The organism is Pseudomonas fluorescens (assembly GCF_902497875.1).
Classification (GTDB): Bacteria; Pseudomonadota; Gammaproteobacteria; order Pseudomonadales; family Pseudomonadaceae; genus Aquipseudomonas; species Aquipseudomonas fluorescens_BR.
Map to the genome: position 1 here is coordinate 66898 of NZ_CABVHY010000026.1, position 17840 is coordinate 84737.

Genomic DNA, 17840 nt, shown 5'->3' on the forward strand with positions numbered 1-17840 from the left:
TATGACAATATGGTAGCTATTCGTTGACGGTTTGAAGCGCAGAGCGCTTTCGCCAAGCCCGTGACCGACTGCGGTGCTTGCCCGGTTGGAGTAAACCAGGGCGTTAGTGTGTACCCGGTCGGCGTAGGAGCTGGCGAAGCCTGCGATCTTTTCTGCGGGGTACGAGCGTCGCAAAGATCAAAAGATCGTAGCCTGCGCCAGCTCCTACACAGCTTTTTAGCCTGCCTGTTTGAGTGCCGGCTTGTCCGCCTCGGTCAGGGGCGTACGCGTGTCCGGCGTGGGCTTGATCGCCCGACTGCTTTGGCCGCTGACCGACACCGGTATCTCGCCGTGGACAGTGGTACGACGCACGACGCGCCTTGCACTGCCGTAATCGTCGACGGCGATGTGCTGGGTCGCACGGTTGTCCCACAGCACGACATCGCCCTGAGTCCAACGCCAGCGCACGGTGTTTTCCAGCTTGACGATGTGCGCCTGGAAGCGCTCCAGCAGTGCCCGTGAATCCTGAGTGTTGAGGCCCACCAGCTTCTGTGCGAAGTGGCCGAGGAGTAGCGCTTTTTCGCCCGTTTCGGGGTGTATGCGCACCAGTGGGTGCTCGGTCTCGTAAACGGTGGAAGTAAACTGCTCGCGAAAGCGCTTGGTTGCCACCGCTTCGATTTGCTTGGGCGCGATATAGTCGTAGGTGTTGCTGTGCAGGGCCCAGAGGCTGTCGGCCAGTTGTTGCAGCACCGGTGGCAGGTCCTGGTAGGCGCTGACTGTGTTGGCAAACACCGTGTCACCGCCGACCTCGGGGATCACTTCACCGCGCAGAATGGTGATCTTCGGGTAGTCGGTCACGAAGGTAATGTCGGTGTGCCAGGAATTGGCCCGCGAGCGCTCGGAGTCGACCTCGAGAATGCCGGCAGTGTTGGCCTCCGACGGCGTGGTCGGATGCACCACCAGATCGCCGAAGCGCCGGCCGAAGGCCTCCTGTTCGGCATCGTTCAAGTGCTGGTTGCGCACAAACAGCACCTTGTGTGTGAGCAGCGCCTGATGCAACTCGGCGAACTGCGCGTGATCCAGATCGGTCAGGCGCACGCCGCTGATAATGGCACCGGTGCGACCGGTTACGGGTTCAATGGTCAGGCTCATAGTGGTTCTCCTGGCAGGTGTACCCGCCGATGTTGATGACAGATTGATCACGGGGTGGATGAGGTTTCCAGCCCACGCAGCTGCTTGCCGCTCAGCTCGCGACCCGTTGTTCACGCCGCAGCAGGTATTGGTTTTCCGGGCGCGCCAGCCCCAGATGCTCGCGCAGAGTGCTGCCGCTGTACTCGCTGCGAAACAGCCCGCGACGGCGCAGTTCGGGAACCACCAGCTCGATGAAGTCCTCCAGCCCGCCCGACAGCCAAGGCGGCATGACATTGAAGCCGTCGGCGGCACCGTTCTCGAACCATTCCTGAATCTGATCGGCCACCTGTAGGTAGGAGCCGACCACGACCCAGTGCCCACGCGCTCCGGCGATACGCAGGTACAGCTCGCGGATGCTCAGGTTGTCGCGTTCGGCCAGATCCAGCAGCAGCGCCTGGCGACTCTTGCCGCCATTGGTTTCTGGCAGATCCCGTGGCACCGGCCCGTCGATGTCGTAGGCGGACAGATCGGCACCGATCATCCCGGACAGTAACGACAGCCCCACCTGCGGATGAACCAAATCCTGCAGCTTTTGGTACTTGGCCTGGGCCTCCTCCTCGGTGCGGCCAACGATCGGTAAAATGCCGGGGAGAATCTTCAACTCATCGGGACTACGGCCGTAACGGGCCAGACGGCCTTTTACGTCGGCATAAAAAGCCTGGGCATTTTCCAGGCTCTGGTGTGCGGTAAACACCACCTCGGCGGTACGCGCGGCGATTTCCTTGCCGGCCTCTGAAGAGCCTGCCTGCACCAGCACCGGATAGCCCTGGGGCGGACGGGCCACGTTCAGCGGGCCGCGGACCTGGAAGTGTTCACCCTGGTGATTCAACTCTCGCAACTTGGCCGGGTCGAAGAATTGGCCGCTGTCCTTGTCGCGGATAAAGGCGTCGTCTTCCCAGCTGTCCCACAGGCCCTTGACCACATCGAGGAACTCGTCGGCGCGCTCGTAGCGCAGGGCGTGATCCAGATGACTCTCGCGGCCGAAGTTCTGCGCCTCGGCGTCATTGCCGGAGGTGACCTGATTCCAGCCGGCGCGGCCGTTGGAAATCCAGTCCAGCGAAGCGAATTTGCGCGCCAGGTTGTAGGGTTCGTTAAAGCTGGTGCTGACGGTGGCGATCAGGCCGATCTTGTCGGTGCTGGCGGCCAGCGCCGAAAGCAGGGTAAAGGGCTCCAGGTACGAGCCGCGTGCGGTTTTCGCCACCGTGTCGTATTGGCCGGTGGTGCCGGCACTGCTGGATTTGCCCACGGCAACCCCGTCGGCGACGAACACCGCATCGAATTTGGCCGCTTCGGCCAGTTGGGCCACACGCAGGTATTGCTTGAAATCAAGCTCGGCGCCGACCGGAACATCGGGGTGGCGCCACGCAGCAATGTGGTGACCCGTACTCATCAAAAAGGCGTTCAAGCTGAGTTGACGTTTGCTCATGCGCAGGCATTCTCGGAAATGACAGGGGGTTCAGTGCCGCATTGCAGTACTACGCAACGACACGCTTTCCCTGACACTGCAGAAGCCATGCCATACTTATAACTGATTGATTAGTAATAATTTTTTCTAAACTTCGGATTTTTTTCTGTGAGAAATCCAACATTTTCCGGACCCAACTGTGGCGCTTTGCTCAGTGACCTCCCACACAAACAGGCGGATGCTCGGGCTCTTTTATATAATTAAAATGCATATACAATTAAAATTTGATTATTTTTAATCATATACAAGCTTCTCTATAGTTCCCTGCCGCCTTCATGGACAGAGGATGCTTGATGAACGCTTCGATACTCACATTGGCCCCTCATGAGAATCACCGTGAGGAGATTCGCGCCAAGGCCCTGCTGTTTGCCGATCCGCGCTCGCAACAACTGAAAAGCCAGACCGAGCGGGTCGCCGCCAGCAGCGTGCCGGTGTTGATCCAGGGCGAAACCGGTACCGGCAAGGAATTGTTGGCCCGTCACCTGCACCAGTGCAGCGGCCGCCGGGGCCCCTTCGTGGCGGTCAACGGCGCAGCCATCAACGAAAATCTCGCCGAGAGCGAGTTCTTCGGGCACGAGGCCGGTGCCTTCACCGGTGCCAACGCGCGCCGGCAAGGCTGGTTCGAAGCGGCGCAAGGCGGCACTCTGTTTCTCGATGAGATCGGCGATTTACCCTTGTCGCTGCAGGTCAAGCTGCTGCGTGTACTGCAGGAAAAGGAGGTGGTCCGCGTGGGTGGACGCAAGCCGATTCCAATCGACGTGCGCGTGGTCACCGCAACCCATGTGGACCTGAATTCGGCGATCGCCAGCGGGCAGTTCCGCGAGGATCTGTACTATCGCCTGAACCTGGTGACCCTGCAGATTCCGCCCTTGCGTGAACGCCCGGGGGACATTCTGCCGCTGGCGGAGCACTTCCTTGAGCAGTTCGCCCGCGAGCAGCAGCGGCCCATAGCGAGCCTCGGCCCAACGGCTCGCCAGGCACTCCTGGGCTATTCCTGGCCAGGCAACATCCGCGAACTGGAAAACGTGCTGCTGTCGGCCGCCCTGCAAACCGGCGAAAGCGTGCTCGAAGTCGAGCATTTGCAGTTGAGCGAACGTCGCCAGGTTCGGACCGGGTCGCGGGAGCAAGCTCCCTCGCCACAGAAGTCCGACACTCCCGCCGCGCATATCTGGCAGAGCATCCACAGCCAGATCCGCGACTTGCTGACCCAGCATGACGATGACCAACTGTGGACCCAGTGGGAAGCCACGCTACTTGAAGAAACCCTGCGCCATCACCACCACAATCAAGTACACAGCGCGCTGCGCCTGGGGATCAGCCGCCATGCGCTGCGCACCCTGATGAAACGCCACGACCTGATGCCGCCGGTGCATGGCGCACGCGGTAACAGCGCGGGCTGAGTGCGGCTTGCTGGCGATGGCGTTCTTGAAATCGCCATCGCGAGCAAGCTCGGCTCCCACAGGATTTGTGTTTGCCTGCAAGAGCATTGAACGATGAAGATCCTGTGGGAGCGGCGTCAAACCGGGCTGTTGTGACCGGCGCAAAACCTGTGGGAGCGAGCCTGCTCGCGAAAGCGATGTTCGCCGCAAAACAGGCATCGGCTGAGCTGACGTCTTCGCGAGCAGGCTCGCTCCCACAAGGATAACGGCCAGGCACAGACATTGTGTCCGCCGCAAAATCTGTGGGAGCGAGCTTGCTCGCGAAAGCAATGTTTGCCGCGAAACAGGTGTCGGCAGAGATAACGTCTCGCGAGCAAGCCCGCTCCCACAATACCCCCGCCAGCTCCCACTGAGCCCCAGACCCAAGCTGTTGGAAATCCGACAGAACCCTTGCGGTGCTGCGTTGTTTGCTACAGCGCTATGCCCTGCGGGCCAGGTACGCTCGGTTTTTGTCGATCCAATGTGCACGGCCGCACCCCAGGCCAGCTGTCTGTTTGCGCGCCATATACCCAATAAGCATGAGTAATCGGAGTTATCCGCTGTTATTGGCATAAAGCCTGCAGTACCTCATCCAGGCCCGGCGCTTTCGCGCGGTCACAGGACTTGGAACAGAGGATCACCAATGAAGCACACCTTACTCAAGCCGTTGCTGGCGGCCCTTCTCAGCGGCGGTTTATCGGTAGCGCTGGCCGCCGCGCCCAATCCTCAGGTGATCCACTTCGGCATGGCCACCGTGGGCAAGGGAGGAGTCCCCTACTCCGTGGATAACACCTCGGAACTGGCCCATCAACGCCACACCATCGAAGAGGAGCTCAAGGCCGACAATATCCAGGTCGAATGGCATTACTTCAAAGGCGCAGGTCCTGCGGTCAACGAAGCGCTGGCCAACCAGCAACTGGATTTTTCCATGCAGGGTGACCTGCCGGCGGTGATCGGTAAGTCTGGCGGCCTGGACACTCGCCTGATCACTGCCGACCGCCTGTTGAACTCCACCTACCTGGTGGTCCCGGTGGGTTCGCCGGCCAAAACCCTGGAAGACCTGAAGGGCCAGCGAGTTTCGCTGTTCAAGGGCACCAATCTGCACCTGGCAATCCTTCGTTCCCTGGGCCATGAAGGCTTCAGCGAACGCGACTTCCGCTTCGTCAACATGGACACCGCCACCGCTTCGGCCGCACTGGCCTCCAAGGACATCGATGGCGGCTGGTTCGGTCCGGAAGCCTTTCAGTTGCAAAACCAGGGCCTCGGTCGAATCATTTACGACTCGGCCGCGGCGGACGACAACCTGACCCGCCAGACCCACGTGCTGGTGCGCGGTGAATTCGAGCGCGAGCATCCGCAAGTCGTACAGAAGGTGGTCAACGGCCTGGTCAGGGCCGCCGCCTGGGCCGCGGAACCCAATAACCGTGAAAGCGCCCTTGCCCTGTGGGCCAACTCAGGCACCTCGATTGAAGCGCTACGCGAGATCCATACCGGCAAATCCTTTCTGCGCAACTATTCGCCGCGCCTCGACCCATTCTTCATTGCCCGATACCGCGCCACGGTCAGCGAAGCCAAAGCGCTGCGCCTGATTCGCGGCGACATCGACGTCGACCAGTGGATCGAGCCCAAGTACGTCGACACCGCCATCGAGCAGCTCGGCTTTCAATCGCTGTGGCCGCGTTACGACGCCCACAACCAACCCATCGCTCAGTGAAGTCCGGCATGCCCTCCACCTCCGCCGGATTGAGCGACACCCGCACCCTGGGCCGCTTCATTCTCTTGTCGACCCTGGCCGGTGCGGGGGTGGGCGTGGCCAAGGTCAGCACCTCGCTGTATGCCTTGTTCCTCAACGCCTCGCCTCTCGAACTGGGACTGATTGCCGGGGCGCAGACCGGCGGCCTGCTGCTCACCAGCCTGCTCTGCGGGGTCCTGGTGGAACGGTTAGGGCCGCTGCGGCTGTTCTGCCTGGGCAGCGCCTCGGCCGCGGCGCTCTACGTGCTGGTGGGGCAAGCGCACAGTTGCGGACTGCTGATGTTGATCACGCTGTTGATCGGCCTGTGCATGCCCTGCCGTTTCGTGTCGTTGAACACGGTGTTCATGCAGCAACTGGCTAGCATGGCCGCCAGCCGTGCCGGCTGGTTCCGGGGTTCGCAGATGGCCGGGGTGTTGTTGCTCGGACCGGCCCTGGCCGCAGTGCTCAATCAGCAGCTCGGCCCGGCGGGGGTCTGGCCCGTGGTGGCGCTGGTGTTCGCCTTGCCGTTGCTGCTTGCACCCTGGGTGTTGAACATCTACCCGGCGCAGCGTCAGGCCGCCGCGAAACTCAGTCTGAGTACGGTGTTTGGCCAACTCAGCCTGCTGCGCCATGACCCGATTCTGCGGCGTAACAGCCAGCTGGATTTTTGCGTGCAGGCCGCCGCCATGTACTTCGCCTACTTCATCGTCGCGATCACTGTGCAGAACTATGGCTGGTCACCCAGCCAGGCCGCTGCCCTGCTCAGCGCCCATGGCCTGGCCTACATCTTTGCGCTGTTCTTTCTCGGCCGCCATGGCGAGCGGCTCAGCCCACGGCGATTGCTGGGCTATGCGCTTGCGTGCGGCAGCACGCTGTTAGTGCTGGGCCTGGCTCAGGGCGCCTGGACACTGTCGCTGGGCGCTATCGGTCTGGGCTTGAGCCTGGGTTTGCTGCAGATCGTCACGCTGTTCACTTACGCCCAATGCGGGGTGCGCCTGGGCCACGGCCGGGTGGCGGGCGTCGCGGCGCTGGTCGGACCGGCAGGCAGTTTGAGCGGCTGCCTGATCGGCGGATTACTCGGTGAGGTCTTTGCCTTGCAACACCTGTTCATGCTGTTCATCCCGCTGTTTGTACTGCTTGCCTTGCTGCCGACAGTGCGCAACCGCTGGACCCTGTTTCTTGCCCGGAGGGCCGTTCCATGAGTATCAGTAAAACCTTTGCTACGGCGCACCCGCGACCGACCTGGCCACGCTTGCAGCTGCGCCTGAGCTGGCTCAACCACGTCGCAGTCGCGCTGCTGGTGCCAACCGGCCTGGTGTTGTTCTGGCACCTGGCCGGCGTGTGGCAGTGGGTCTCGCCACAGATCCTGCCGCCGCCTACACGGGTGTGGAGCACCTTTGTCGAGCTGACGCTGAGCGGCGACCTATGGTCCGAGCTGTCGATCAGCCTGGGGCGAGTGGCGGTCGGCGTGGTGATTGGCGTCAGCGCCGGACTGGCACTGGGACTGCTGATGGGCCTTTCGCGCCAGGCCGAGGCTTACCTGCTGCCGCTGTTCCAGGCGATCAGTCAGGTCCCGGTGCTGGGCTGGATCCCGCTGCTGATGATGCTGGTGGGCATCGATGAAACCCTCAAGTACCTGGTCATCGCCAAGGCCGTGCTGGTGCCCATGACCATCAATACCTTCGCCGGGATTCGCAACATTCCAGCCAGCTACCTGGAAGTGGCGCAGGTGTATCGCTTCAACCTGCGTCAGCGGCTGAGCAAGGTGATCATCCCCGGCGCCCTGCCGAGCCTGTTCACCGGCCTGCGATTTGCCTTGACCAAAGGCTGGGTCGCCCTGGTGACTGTGGAGCTGTTGGCCTCCAGCGAAGGCATTGGCTACCTGATGGTCGACGGCCGGCAGATGTTCCAGCTCGACCTGGTGATCGTCGCCATGCTGGTGATCGGCCTGGTGGGCCTGCTGCTGGATAAAGGCCTGGCCTTGATCGAAACCCGCTTGCAACGCTGGCAGCGCCAAGCCTTCTAAAAGGACTCTCTCCATGACCACGACTTCAAGCAAACGTCCCACGGATCTACGCGGCTGGGTAGTGCCCGGCGCCCTGGTCATACTCTGGTGGCTGGCCACCGATCGGCAGTGGGTCGACACCCGCATCGTCGCCAGCCCGCAGGCGGTGATCGACAGCGCCTGGCTCGCGGCCAGCAACGGCGAACTGTGGCGCAACCTGAGCGCCAGCTTGCAGCGCAACCTGATCGGCTTTGCCGTGGGCGGGCTGCTCGGGCTGCTGTTCGGTGGCTGGCTCGGCCTGTCCCGGCTGGCCGATCGGCTGCTCGGACCGACCTTTCATACCCTCAAGCAAATTGCCCTGTTCGCCTGGATTCCCCTGCTCTCGGTGTGGTTTGGCTTCGGCGAGCCGGCCAAGGTGGCCTTTATCGCCCTGGCGGTGTTCTACCCCGTGGCCCTCAATAGCTTCGAAGGGATTCGCAGCACCCGCCAGGAACTTCTCGAAGTCGCCCAGGCCCTGGGGCTGACACCCTGGCAGAAGCTCTGCCGGTTGATTCTGCCCTGCGCCGCGCCGGCGATTTTCACTGGCTTGCACCTGGGCTTGATCTACGCATGGCTGGCCACCATCGGCGCGGAATACTTCTTCTCCGCCGGCCCGGGCATCGGCAACACCATGATCGATGGCCGAGAACACTTCCAGATGGACCAGGTGATCTACGGCCTGGTGGTGGTCGGCAGCGTTGGCTTGCTGCTCAACCGTCTCGCCCGCTGGGTCGAGTCCCGCACATTGCACTGGCGCACTAGCCACTGAGGATCACTGCCATGAACGCACCGGTATTTCTATCACTGGACGGGGTCAACAAACGCTTCCCCTTGAAGGAAGGCGAATTGAACGTTCTCCAGGACATCAGTTTGAATATTCGCCAAGGCGAATTCCTCAGCATCGTCGGCGGCAGCGGCTGCGGCAAGTCCACCCTGCTGCGTCTGCTGGTCGGACTGGATCAGGCCAGCAGCGGCCAATTGTTGCTCGACGGGCAACCGATTCGCAGCACCGACCCGGAGCGCGGCATCGTGTTTCAGGACCATCGGCTGTTTCCCTGGCTGAACGTTACGGACAACGTGCTGCTGGCCCTCGCCAACTCGCCCCTGAGCAAGACCGAGCGTCTGGCACAGGTGCATAAACACCTGGAGCTGGTGGGCCTGGGCGCCTTCGCCGAGACCTATCCCAGTCAGTTGTCAGGTGGCATGAGGCAGCGCGTGGCGATTGCCCGCGGCCTGGTCAATCGGCCGAAGATCCTGTTGCTGGATGAACCCTTCGGCGCTCTGGATGCCCTGACCCGTAGTCAACTGCAAGAAGAGCTGGCGCGCATCTGGCTAGCCGAGGGCATCACCACCGTGCTGGTCACCCATGACGTTGACGAAGCGGTATTTCTCGGTGATCGGGTGGTGGTCATGCAGCCAAAGCCGGGGCGTATCAAGCGCATTGTCGAGGTGGATCTGCCGCACCCCAGGCGGCGCGACGACCACCGGCTAAGCGCCCTGCGCAACGACATCCTGCAGGACTTCAGCCAGCACAGCGATGCCCTGATCGTGCCGCCCCCCCATGAAAATCGTGCCTTTCGCAGCTTCGCCGTGGCCTGGTAATTCCTTCACCAGGACGCCACCCACAAGCGGCGTCCATTCCCTGCGCCTGTGACCGCCCACTCGACCACGAAACGCCCACACAGCCGATTTTTTCCTGCAGTAAATTTCGGAGCATCACGCAAAATGAACACTTCTACCCTGGCTCTGGCCATTGGGACGGGCATCGTCGGCCTGCAATTCGCCTCACTGTCGTGCGCCAACGGATTTATCGAAGACAGCAAAGCCAGCCTGGGCTTGCGAAATTTCTACTTCAATCAGGACAACCGCAGCGGCCCAGCCGCGCCGTCCAAGACAGAGGAATGGGGGCAAGGCTTTCTCCTCAACTACCAGTCCGGTTACACCGCGGGCCCGGTCGGTGTCGGTGTCGATGCACTGGGCCGGCTGGGCATCAAGCTGGACTCTGGCAGCCGCGTCAACAAAGCCGGGCGCAGCCGCAATCCCGGCCAGCTGTTCCCGCAGGACAGCGATGGTAGCGTTGTCGATGAATTTGGCAGCCTGGGGCTGACCGGCAAGCTGCGCCTGTCCAAAACCGAAGCACGCATCGGCACCCTGCAACCCCGGCTGCCGGTGGTGGTATTCAACGACGGACGCCTGCTGCCGCAGACCTTTACCGGTGGGCAAATCACCTCAAACGAGTTCGCCGATCTGACCCTGATCGGCGGTCAACTGGAACACGCCCAGGGCCGCGACTCCAGCGACGACCAAAGTCTCTCGGTGGCCGGTGCCAACGATCCAAAACCCGGCCAATTCAGCAACAAATTCTATTACGGCGGCGCCGACTACCGCCTCGGCAAAACCTTGTTGCTGCAGTACTACTACGGCAATCTCAAGCAGTTCTACCAACAACACTTCCTCGGCCTGACTCACACCCTGGCGCTGCCGGCCGGCAGTCTGATCTCCGACCTGCGCTACTTTCGCAGCAGCGCCGATGGGCACAATGCCAGCGCAGCCGGCCGTGCCGAAGGCTACCGGATTACCGATGCACGCCTGGCCAGCGACCCGGACAAGGGCAAGGTGGACAGCAGCCTGAGGAGCGCGAATTTCACCTGGAAGGTCGGCGGCCACGCCCTCGGCCTGGGCTTTCAGGAAAACGACGGCCTCAGTGAACATGCCCGTCTCAATCAGGGCAATGGCACCAGCAGCTACGACGTTGGCGGGCGCATGATCGGCAGCTTTCTGCGCCCTGAACAGCGCACCTGGCTGGCCGGATACAGCTATGACTTTGCCGCCCTCGGCACACCCGGCCTGACCTTCGGGGTGAGCTACAACAAAAGCGACAACATTGCCGTCGCCAGACAATCCCGGACCGAGAAAGAGTGGGAACGCGACTTGCGCCTTGCCTACGTCGTGCAGAGCGGCCCGCTCCAGGGTCTGGGACTGGCCTGGATGAACGCCTCGCTGCGCAGTAGCCTGGCCAGCCAGCGCAACATCGACGAGAACCGCGTTATCCTCAGCTACGCCCTGGCTTTGTTCTGACCGCGGATTGTCTGAATAAACGCGCCGCCCTCCATCGCCAGCAGGCTCGCTCCCACAGGTTTTGCGGCGAGGCACAATGTTGTGTCTGGCCATTATTCTTGTGGGAGCGGGCCTGCTCGCGAAAAGCCCGAGAGCGCCGAGGTGCATCTGGCTTCTCGCGTCATCGTTAACGACCATCGCGAGCAAGCTCGCTCCTACAGACCCAACGCCACTTACCTCATAAAAGCCTCTCCTGACGCCATGCCCCCCGGCCTCTGCCTTTCAGCCAATTTCATTTGGTGATGGCAAAAGACTCTGGCACACTAACGCCATTAATAATCATTATCACTTAGATTGTCTTTTGTGCGATTGCACTACACCCGGGGAAGTCTCATGCAACAACGTTCTCTTGCACCCTCAATGCTCGCCAAAGGACCTGGCATTCCGAGCCTGCTGGTGTTGGCCTTGTACATGGCCAACGCTTACTCTCCGCTGCACGCCGCGGAAGGTGATCAGGCATCGAAAAGTCCTTCGGCCAGTGATGGTTCCGGGGATCTTGTTGCATCAACCAAAGAGCCAGCGGCGCTGGAGCTGGAAGCCACCAGTATTACCAGCAATCAGCTCGGGACTGTCACAGAAGGCAGCGGCTCCTACACTCCCGGGACCCTTGCCACCTCCACCAGGCTGGTCCTGACTCCACGCCAGACGCCGCAATCCATCAGCGTCGTTACTCGCCAGCAGATGGACGACTTCGGCCTCAATAGCATCGATGACGTCATCCGCCATACACCGGGGCTGAGCGTCTCGACGCTGGATAGCGAACGCACCACCTATTACTCCCGCGGTTTCGCCATCAGTAACTACCAGTACGACGGCGTGCCGTTTCTCAGCAACTCCGCGTACGCCTCAGGCAACAACCTCAGCGACATGGCGATCTACGACCGCGTTGAAGTCATCAAGGGTGCGGCCGGCCTGCTGACCGGCAGTGGCGCCCCCGGCGCGACGATCAACCTGATCCGCAAAAAACCGACCAGGGAGTTCAGCGGTCATGTCAGCGCCGGCGCCGGTTCCTGGGACAATTATCGGACAGAGGTCGATGTCGCCGGCCCCTTGACCGAAAGTGGCAACATCCGTGGACGGGCGGTGGCGGCCTATCAGGACAAGCATTCGTTCCAGGATCATTACGACCGCAAGACCAGTGTGTACTACGGCATCCTGGAAGCGGATCTGGGTCCGGATACGTTGCTGACCGTCGGCGCGGACTACCAGGACAACGACCCCAGGGGTTCCAGCTGGGCGGCGATTCCGCTGTTTGACAGCGCGGGCAATCAAACCGATATGTCGCGCTCGTTCAACCCCGGCGCGAAGTGGAGCAGTTGGGAGCAGTACACCCGCACGGTGTTTGCCACCCTCGAACATCGCTTCGGCAATGACTGGGTGAGCAAGCTACAGCTGAATCATCAAATCAACGGCTACAACGCTCACCTTGGCTCTGCCAGTGGCGGTAACCCGGACCCCGTAACAGGTGAAGGCGTGTTCATGTATGTGGGCAAGTACACCGGCGAAACCACCAGCAACGCTGCCGACCTGTATGTCACCGGGCCGTTCGAGTTCCTTGGGCGCGAACATGAACTGGTGGTGGGCGCCAGCTACAACAATGCCCAGTGGAAAGGTAAAAGCTACTGGAATGTGACAGCCCCCGAGGTAGGCAACTTCTATCAATGGACGGGTAACGTCGCTGAGCCCGATTGGGGCAGCGTAAGCGGTACCAATGATGAAACCGTGCGCCAGAGCGGTTTCTACACCACCGCTCGCTTCAAGCCGACCGACGATCTCGCGGTCATCCTTGGCGCACGCCTGGCCAACTACACCCTGAGCGCGGTCAACGCCGACGATGCGAAGGAAACCGGGCGCGTCGTACCTTACGCGGGGGTGATCTATGACCTGAACGACAACTACTCGGTCTATGCCAGCTACACCAGTATCTTCAACCCGCAGACCACTCGCGACCGTACCAACAAACTGCTTGACCCGGATGAGGGCGACAACTACGAAGTCGGCATCAAGGGCGAGTTCCTGGGCGGCCGTCTGAATACCAGTCTGGCGTATTTCGAGATCCACGAAGACAACCGCGCCGAAGCCGATGACGAATACAACAGCAACCCGACCAACCCGGCAATTGCTTATGCGTATGAAGCCGTCCAGGCGAAGGCCAAAGGCATCGAAGCGGAACTGTCCGGCGAACTGGCACCCGGCTGGCAGGCCATGGCGGGTTACACCCACAAGGTGATTCGCGACGCCGACGGCGAGAAGATTTCCACTTGGGAAGCGCAAGACCAGGTGAGCCTGTACACCACTTACAAGCTCAAGGGTCAGCTTGATCGCATGACCATCGGTGGCGGCGCACGCTGGCAGAACAAGAGCTGGCAATCGGTCGGTAATCCGGTTCGTGGCACTGAAGACGTTACCCAGGATGCCTACTGGCTGGTCGATCTGATGACCCGCTACCAGGTCAGCAAAAACCTCTCGGCCTCGGTCAACCTCAACAACTTGCTGGACAAGAAATACTTCAGCAACGTCGGCTTCTACAATTCGGTCTACTACGGTGACCCGCGCAACGTCATGTTCAGCACACGCTATGACTTCTGATAGTTGATCCCGTGATTGCCCGGCGCTGAGTCGGGCAATCATGGGTACCATTTAAATACCGCATAGCGCTGAGTCCGTAGCAGCTGCCGAGCTTGCGAGGCTGCGTTCGAGCCGGGTACGAATCTCGAATGCCGGTCACGCCCTCTTCCGATTTTTTTTGGAATGCCGTTCTCCGTTCCTGGTCAAAAACAGAACTGAAGCGCAACCGAGAAATCAATCACATCGAAGCGAGGCAAGCCATGAGCAATAAAGAACTTGAGAAAGAAATCCTCACGCGTTTGTTGCACGCGCATCCTGAAGGCCTTGGCAAGGAAGTCCTTGATAATTTTCGCGGAGAAAAGGTGGTTGCCGGAGCACTCAAGCTGTTGCAGGACAAGGGCTGGATCCAGGGTGGAACCGTGTCCATCGAAGGCCATGAACCGTCGGTAACCTATCCGGTTAAATTGACGGCTTCAGGAGTAGACGCGGCCAAAGAATGCGAATCCCGCAAGGACTGAAAACCCTGCGGGGTGGCCGGGCTTGATGCTGCCAGGAAGCCCGGCTCCCTGCCGGGCATGCTCACCACTAATCGTTGTCCTGCTCAGGTGTTTCCTCTGATTCTGTCCGATCGGGATGATGTTTTTGCGCAAGCGATGTCGTGTCCTTGCGTACCGGGGCACCCTCGCTTTTCGGTGGATAGCCAGGCAGCCCCCGGTCATCTTGCGAAAGGTTTTCTCCGGGTTCCTGAGCGCTACGCTCTGCGTAGGTGGTACACGCATTCGGATCCTCGTCTCGCCCTGCAGTACCCAGGACGCACCCATCATCATTGGGGTTGCCCAGATCTTCAGGCGGCTGAGAGGTGGAGACGGGTCTGGATTGCGGCTTGAAATCGTTGCTCATAAGAAACTCCTGCTCAGGCAGTCCAGTCCGGATCAATCAGCAGGTCCGCGTCATCCGGCCCTAACGTCGGTTCCGGATCCTGCAGGCTGTTGGGGCCGTGCGCTTCGCGCTGTTCTTTCAGGCGCTTGCGGGCACGCTCCGAGTCAAAGGTCTTGCCTTCGGCCACATTGATCAGGGTCGATGAAACTCGAAAGAAGCCACCACAGGGCTCGCAATAGAAACGCATTCCACCGCCGAACGAAAGATCCTCCCGAGCGCCATGGTTTCCGCACACCGGACAACTCATATTCCACCTCCGTTACATGAACGTGCGAACTCATCAGCGCGATTAAGAAAAGCCCGTTGTTCCTGGCAATATCCTCATCCTGGCATAGGTTACCGGTCCTCGCAGAATGTGTGTTTTTCATGGCGGCACCTTCGTTCTGGTCCGCGTAGACCTCCGTCGACACTGCGTGTTTCAGCGGCGAGCAGCAGATTTTACTGCTCCCTAATCTTTGGACCTCCACCCTCCATCTGTTATCCGTACCACAAAAAATAGCGACTTGCAGCATGCTGGACGCAAGAATATATTATGATCGTAATATTAACGTCGAGAACGTAAAGAGCATTCCCCATCGGAGTTGATCCCATGAATAACGCAGCCACCCCTCACACGCTGTTCCTTGACGACTTATCAGTCGGCGACACATTCCGCAGCGGCACTTACCTGATCGATGAGCAGCAAATAAACAGTTTTGCCCTGCAATTCGATCCCCAGCCTTTTCACCTGGATAACCAGGCGGCCGAGCACAGTTTTTTTGCCGGGCTTGCCGCAAGCGGCTGGCACACAGCCGCGATCACCATGCGCCTGCTTGTCTCATGCCTGCCTTTGGATGCTGGTCTTATCGGCGCCGGCAGCGAGTTGAGCTGGCCCACCGCTACGCGTCCTGGAGACGAACTGCGGGTCGAGACCTCGGTTCTGGCCATCAACCCTTCGAAATCCAGGCCTGATCGCGGTCTTGTGACTTTCCAGACCGACACGCTCAACCAGCACGGTGAACTGCGTCAACGTTCAGTCGCGAAATTGCTGATCTTTCGCCGCAGCACTGGCGCGACCCTCTGAAACGGTTCAATTAAAGGTACCTGTCATGTCCAGTCAAAAACCAATTCTTGTCACAGGTGCTGCGGGCAACATCGGTGCCGTCGGCAGAACCCTGACCGAACTGTTGCTGGCCAGCGGAAAAAACGTCCGGGCCATGGTCCACCGCGAAGACGAGCGTGCCCAGGCGTTACGTGACATGGGCGCCGAGGTGGTCATTGGCGATTTGCTGGACCTTGAGGATATGCACCGGATTATCGAGGGTTGCGGATCCATTTACTTCGGTATGTCGGTGTCTGCCGCCTACCTGGAAGCCACCGTCAATGTGGCTGCGGTGGCCAAGCACCATGGCGTCGAAGCATTCATCAACATGTCCCAGATGACCCTCTCGCAAATGAGCATTACCGAGACCACCGCCAGCCCGCAGCATAAGTTGCACTGGCTCGCCGAGCAGGTACTCGACTGGTCCGGGTTACCGGTGGTTCATGTCAGGCCGACCGTGTTCATGGACGGCTTTTTCCTTAAATTCACTGCAAGCACCATCAAGGCGCAGAACGAAATTCGAGTGCCATTTGGAGAGGGAAAAACCTCACCGATTGCGGCGCATGATGTGGCCAGGGCAGTCAGCGCCATTTTGCTCGATCCACAGCAGCATATTGGTTCGATTTACCATTTGACCGGCCCTGAGTCACAAAACATGGCGTTTTATGCGGATGTGTTCACTCAGGTATTGGGACGCACCATTAACTACGTCGATACCACCGTCCCTGCCTGGCGCGAAAGCATGAGCAAGGCCGGTTTGTCCGATCATGTGCTCAATCATCTCGCAACCATGGCCGACCTGCATCGGGCTGGACGTTATGCCCGAATGAGCGATGACTTCCATAAGCTCACAGGGGCCCAGCCGATGACTGTGAGTGAATTCGTGCGCCGCAATATCGAAGCTTTCAATCCCTAGTCAAACCAGCAACCGTGGCGAGCCGTTACTCAGCCAAAGCCTGCTCAAAGGAGTGGTCGATAATCGGCGCGGTCGCCAACGGTGCCGATAGCGCCTTGACCTTGAACAGAAAGTCCGCGGTGCTTTGCAGGTCCGTCGCGGCCTGTTGGTCCACCGGGCCGACGGTCATGTGCGCCTGACGCAGCCAGTGGCGGGACACCCCTGGTCGAGGTTGGCCTTTTTCGCCCAGAGGTCGGCGTACTGGTCGGTATGGTTGTCCACCCAGGCCCGAGCCTTTTTCAGCCGCACCAGGAAGTCGGCGATGGATTCACGCTTGCTGTCGATCGAGGGTGTCGCGGCGGCAATCGCGCTGAGGCCGGGCATCAGCTGGTTGGCGGTGAGAATCGGTCGGGCGCCGGAGAACAGGATCTGCTGGGAGATGTAGGGTTCCCAGACCGGGAAGGCATCGATGCTGCCCTGAGGCAAAGCCGCGGCGGCATCGATGGGCATTAGTTTAACGAATTCGACGTAGTCCTCCGGCAGTCCGGCCTGTTCCAGGGCGCGCAGGGTCAGCTGCTGGCTCCAGGCGCCGGGCCAGTAGGCGACCTTCTTGCCCTTGAGGTCGGCGATAGTCCTGGCCGGCGAGTCCTTGGACACCAGCAAGGCGATGGTGTCCGGGTTCTGCCGCGACACGCCGATCAGCTTCACCGGCGCTTGCCTGGCGGCCAGGAACAGGAAGCCGGAATCGCCGAGAAAGCCCAGGTCCAGGGCTCCGGTATTCAGCGCTTCGGCCAGCGGCGCGGCGGCCTGGAAGTGCTTCCAGTCGACGGTATAGGGCGCGCCTTCAAGCACCCCGGAGGCCTCCACGCAAGCGCGGATGTTGTAATAGTTCTGGTCGCCGATGCGCAGCACCGGCTGGTCAGCAGCGTGAACCAGTGGCGCGGCAAACAAGGCGCCGGCCAGCAGAGCGCGCAGGTGTCGGGAAAAGGTCATGTAAACCTCGGAACGATTATCGGATTGATGGGATGGAGCGGACTCAAATGGAGCAGCTGCTGGCGCTGTGTTTCTAAAATGGACCGAGCATCAGGCCCTGACCGCGGACGGTATAAAGCTAAACGATCTTAAAAATATCAAACAAATACCATTTTGGAATTAGCTTAGGCTGATCCACGGAAACAACACAGGCTGCTTTCTATAGGGGCGTGGTCCTGGTCCGGCACTGTTGGCGTGGAAACAGTGATTCAACAGGCGCGTCAGTCAAGAACGACCGACGCCCTGGCCTGAGCAAGAACGAAGTGGGGATGTCGTCAGGATGTCGAGCGGAGGGAGGGAATGGCATGTTAGTGTGTTTGCCACCGACGGGTGCCTCCAGCATATCTATGCTGATCCTCTGGTTTTTGCACTGAATGCC

15 protein-coding genes and 1 pseudogene are annotated in these 17840 nt (G+C 60.4%); 11 read left to right on the plus strand and 5 right to left on the minus strand.

From position 1 onward, the window contains the following. Nucleotides 1-216: 216 nt before the first annotated feature. Both F8N85_RS23930 and F8N85_RS23935 read right to left on the minus strand, forming a co-directional pair. Entirely contained in the window at nt 217-1131 is a 915-nt protein-coding gene (locus tag F8N85_RS23930; protein ID WP_150805984.1) for a TauD/TfdA dioxygenase family protein, read from the minus strand. Between the two features lie 91 nt (nt 1132-1222). Continuing rightward, entirely contained in the window at nt 1223-2596 is a 1374-nt protein-coding gene (locus tag F8N85_RS23935; RefSeq protein WP_150805985.1) for an LLM class flavin-dependent oxidoreductase, read from the minus strand. A gap of 332 nt (nt 2597-2928) precedes the next feature. Between F8N85_RS23935 and F8N85_RS23940 the strand changes: the two genes are divergently transcribed. The 9 genes from F8N85_RS23940 to F8N85_RS23980 all read left to right on the plus strand — a co-directional run bounded on the left by F8N85_RS23940 (nt 2929) and on the right by F8N85_RS23980 (nt 14032). Further along, nucleotides 2929-4035: a sigma-54 interaction domain-containing protein gene (locus F8N85_RS23940; protein WP_150805986.1), complete on the plus strand. Its 1107-nt coding sequence runs from the start codon at nt 2929-2931 to the stop codon at nt 4033-4035. A gap of 661 nt (nt 4036-4696) precedes the next feature. After that, nucleotides 4697-5767 carry an ABC transporter substrate-binding protein gene (locus tag F8N85_RS23945; protein WP_150805987.1) on the plus strand — a complete coding sequence of 357 codons (1071 nt, stop codon included), beginning with the start codon at nt 4697-4699 and terminating at the stop codon, nt 5765-5767. 8 nt (nt 5768-5775) lie between these two features. Beyond that, a complete protein-coding gene (locus F8N85_RS23950; protein ID WP_150805988.1) occupies nt 5776-6987 on the plus strand; it encodes an MFS transporter in 1212 nt (403 codons plus the stop codon). After that, nucleotides 6984-7811 (plus strand): ABC transporter permease, encoded by an 828-nt coding sequence (locus F8N85_RS23955; RefSeq protein WP_150805989.1) that lies wholly within the window; start codon nt 6984-6986, stop codon nt 7809-7811. The genes F8N85_RS23950 and F8N85_RS23955 overlap by 4 nt, the downstream gene beginning before the upstream one ends. A 13-nt stretch (nt 7812-7824) precedes the next feature. Further along, nucleotides 7825-8598, plus strand: coding sequence for an ABC transporter permease (locus F8N85_RS23960; protein ID WP_150805990.1), 774 nt, complete (start codon nt 7825-7827; stop codon nt 8596-8598). 11 nt (nt 8599-8609) lie between these two features. Next, complete coding sequence (locus tag F8N85_RS23965; protein ID WP_150805991.1) at nt 8610-9431, plus strand: ABC transporter ATP-binding protein; 822 nt, start codon at nt 8610-8612, stop codon at nt 9429-9431. A 123-nt stretch (nt 9432-9554) separates the two neighbouring features. Continuing rightward, nucleotides 9555-10907, plus strand: coding sequence for an OprD family porin (locus tag F8N85_RS23970; protein WP_150805992.1), 1353 nt, complete (start codon nt 9555-9557; stop codon nt 10905-10907). A gap of 372 nt (nt 10908-11279) precedes the next feature. Continuing rightward, nucleotides 11280-13535: a TonB-dependent siderophore receptor gene (locus tag F8N85_RS23975; protein ID WP_150805993.1), complete on the plus strand. Its 2256-nt coding sequence runs from the start codon at nt 11280-11282 to the stop codon at nt 13533-13535. A gap of 239 nt (nt 13536-13774) precedes the next feature. Then, complete coding sequence (locus F8N85_RS23980; RefSeq protein ID WP_150806009.1) at nt 13775-14032, plus strand: hypothetical protein; 258 nt, start codon at nt 13775-13777, stop codon at nt 14030-14032. 67 nt (nt 14033-14099) lie between these two features. Here the strand turns inward: F8N85_RS23980 and F8N85_RS23985 are convergent, their stop codons facing one another. Both F8N85_RS23985 and F8N85_RS23990 read right to left on the minus strand, forming a co-directional pair. Next, nucleotides 14100-14414 carry a hypothetical protein gene (locus tag F8N85_RS23985; RefSeq protein WP_150805994.1) on the minus strand — a complete coding sequence of 105 codons (315 nt, stop codon included), beginning with the start codon at nt 14412-14414 and terminating at the stop codon, nt 14100-14102. Nucleotides 14415-14427: 13 nt separating this feature from the next. Further along, the gene (locus F8N85_RS23990) at nt 14428-14700 is read right to left on the minus strand and encodes a hypothetical protein (RefSeq protein ID WP_150805995.1); all 273 of its coding nucleotides are present in this window, start codon (nt 14698-14700) and stop codon (nt 14428-14430) included. A gap of 342 nt (nt 14701-15042) precedes the next feature. Here F8N85_RS23990 and F8N85_RS23995 point away from each other — a divergent pair, with 342 nt between their 5' ends. Together F8N85_RS23995 and F8N85_RS24000 are read left to right on the plus strand one after the other, a co-directional pair. Then, nucleotides 15043-15516 carry a MaoC family dehydratase gene (locus F8N85_RS23995; RefSeq protein WP_150805996.1) on the plus strand — a complete coding sequence of 158 codons (474 nt, stop codon included), beginning with the start codon at nt 15043-15045 and terminating at the stop codon, nt 15514-15516. Nucleotides 15517-15541: 25 nt separating this feature from the next. Continuing rightward, nucleotides 15542-16450 (plus strand): NAD(P)H-binding protein, encoded by a 909-nt coding sequence (locus F8N85_RS24000; RefSeq protein ID WP_150805997.1) that lies wholly within the window; start codon nt 15542-15544, stop codon nt 16448-16450. Nucleotides 16451-16475: 25 nt separating this feature from the next. Here the strand turns inward: F8N85_RS24000 and F8N85_RS24005 are convergent. After that, nucleotides 16476-17422: pseudogene (locus tag F8N85_RS24005) on the minus strand (ABC transporter substrate-binding protein). Between the last annotated feature and the right edge of the window lie 418 nt (nt 17423-17840).

Excerpts from the sequence above, each read along its gene's own strand:
- F8N85_RS23930 (WP_150805984.1), bottom strand. The coding sequence starts at position 1,131 with ATGAGCCTGACCATTGAACCCGTAACCGGTCGCACCGGTGCCATTATC.
- F8N85_RS23950 (WP_150805988.1), top strand. The coding sequence starts at position 5,776 with ATGCCCTCCACCTCCGCCGGATTGAGCGACACCCGCACCCTGGGCCGC.
- F8N85_RS23975 (WP_150805993.1), top strand. The coding sequence starts at position 11,280 with ATGCAACAACGTTCTCTTGCACCCTCAATGCTCGCCAAAGGACCTGGC.
- F8N85_RS23935 (WP_150805985.1), bottom strand. The coding sequence starts at position 2,596 with ATGAGCAAACGTCAACTCAGCTTGAACGCCTTTTTGATGAGTACGGGT.
- F8N85_RS23955 (WP_150805989.1), top strand. The coding sequence starts at position 6,984 with ATGAGTATCAGTAAAACCTTTGCTACGGCGCACCCGCGACCGACCTGG.
- F8N85_RS23940 (WP_150805986.1), top strand. The coding sequence starts at position 2,929 with ATGAACGCTTCGATACTCACATTGGCCCCTCATGAGAATCACCGTGAG.
- F8N85_RS23980 (WP_150806009.1), top strand. The coding sequence starts at position 13,775 with ATGAGCAATAAAGAACTTGAGAAAGAAATCCTCACGCGTTTGTTGCAC.
- F8N85_RS23965 (WP_150805991.1), top strand. The coding sequence starts at position 8,610 with ATGAACGCACCGGTATTTCTATCACTGGACGGGGTCAACAAACGCTTC.
- F8N85_RS23985 (WP_150805994.1), bottom strand. The coding sequence starts at position 14,414 with ATGAGCAACGATTTCAAGCCGCAATCCAGACCCGTCTCCACCTCTCAG.
- F8N85_RS23970 (WP_150805992.1), top strand. The coding sequence starts at position 9,555 with ATGAACACTTCTACCCTGGCTCTGGCCATTGGGACGGGCATCGTCGGC.
- F8N85_RS23990 (WP_150805995.1), bottom strand. The coding sequence starts at position 14,700 with ATGAGTTGTCCGGTGTGCGGAAACCATGGCGCTCGGGAGGATCTTTCG.
- F8N85_RS23960 (WP_150805990.1), top strand. The coding sequence starts at position 7,825 with ATGACCACGACTTCAAGCAAACGTCCCACGGATCTACGCGGCTGGGTA.
- F8N85_RS23945 (WP_150805987.1), top strand. The coding sequence starts at position 4,697 with ATGAAGCACACCTTACTCAAGCCGTTGCTGGCGGCCCTTCTCAGCGGC.
- F8N85_RS24000 (WP_150805997.1), top strand. The coding sequence starts at position 15,542 with ATGTCCAGTCAAAAACCAATTCTTGTCACAGGTGCTGCGGGCAACATC.
- F8N85_RS23995 (WP_150805996.1), top strand. The coding sequence starts at position 15,043 with ATGAATAACGCAGCCACCCCTCACACGCTGTTCCTTGACGACTTATCA.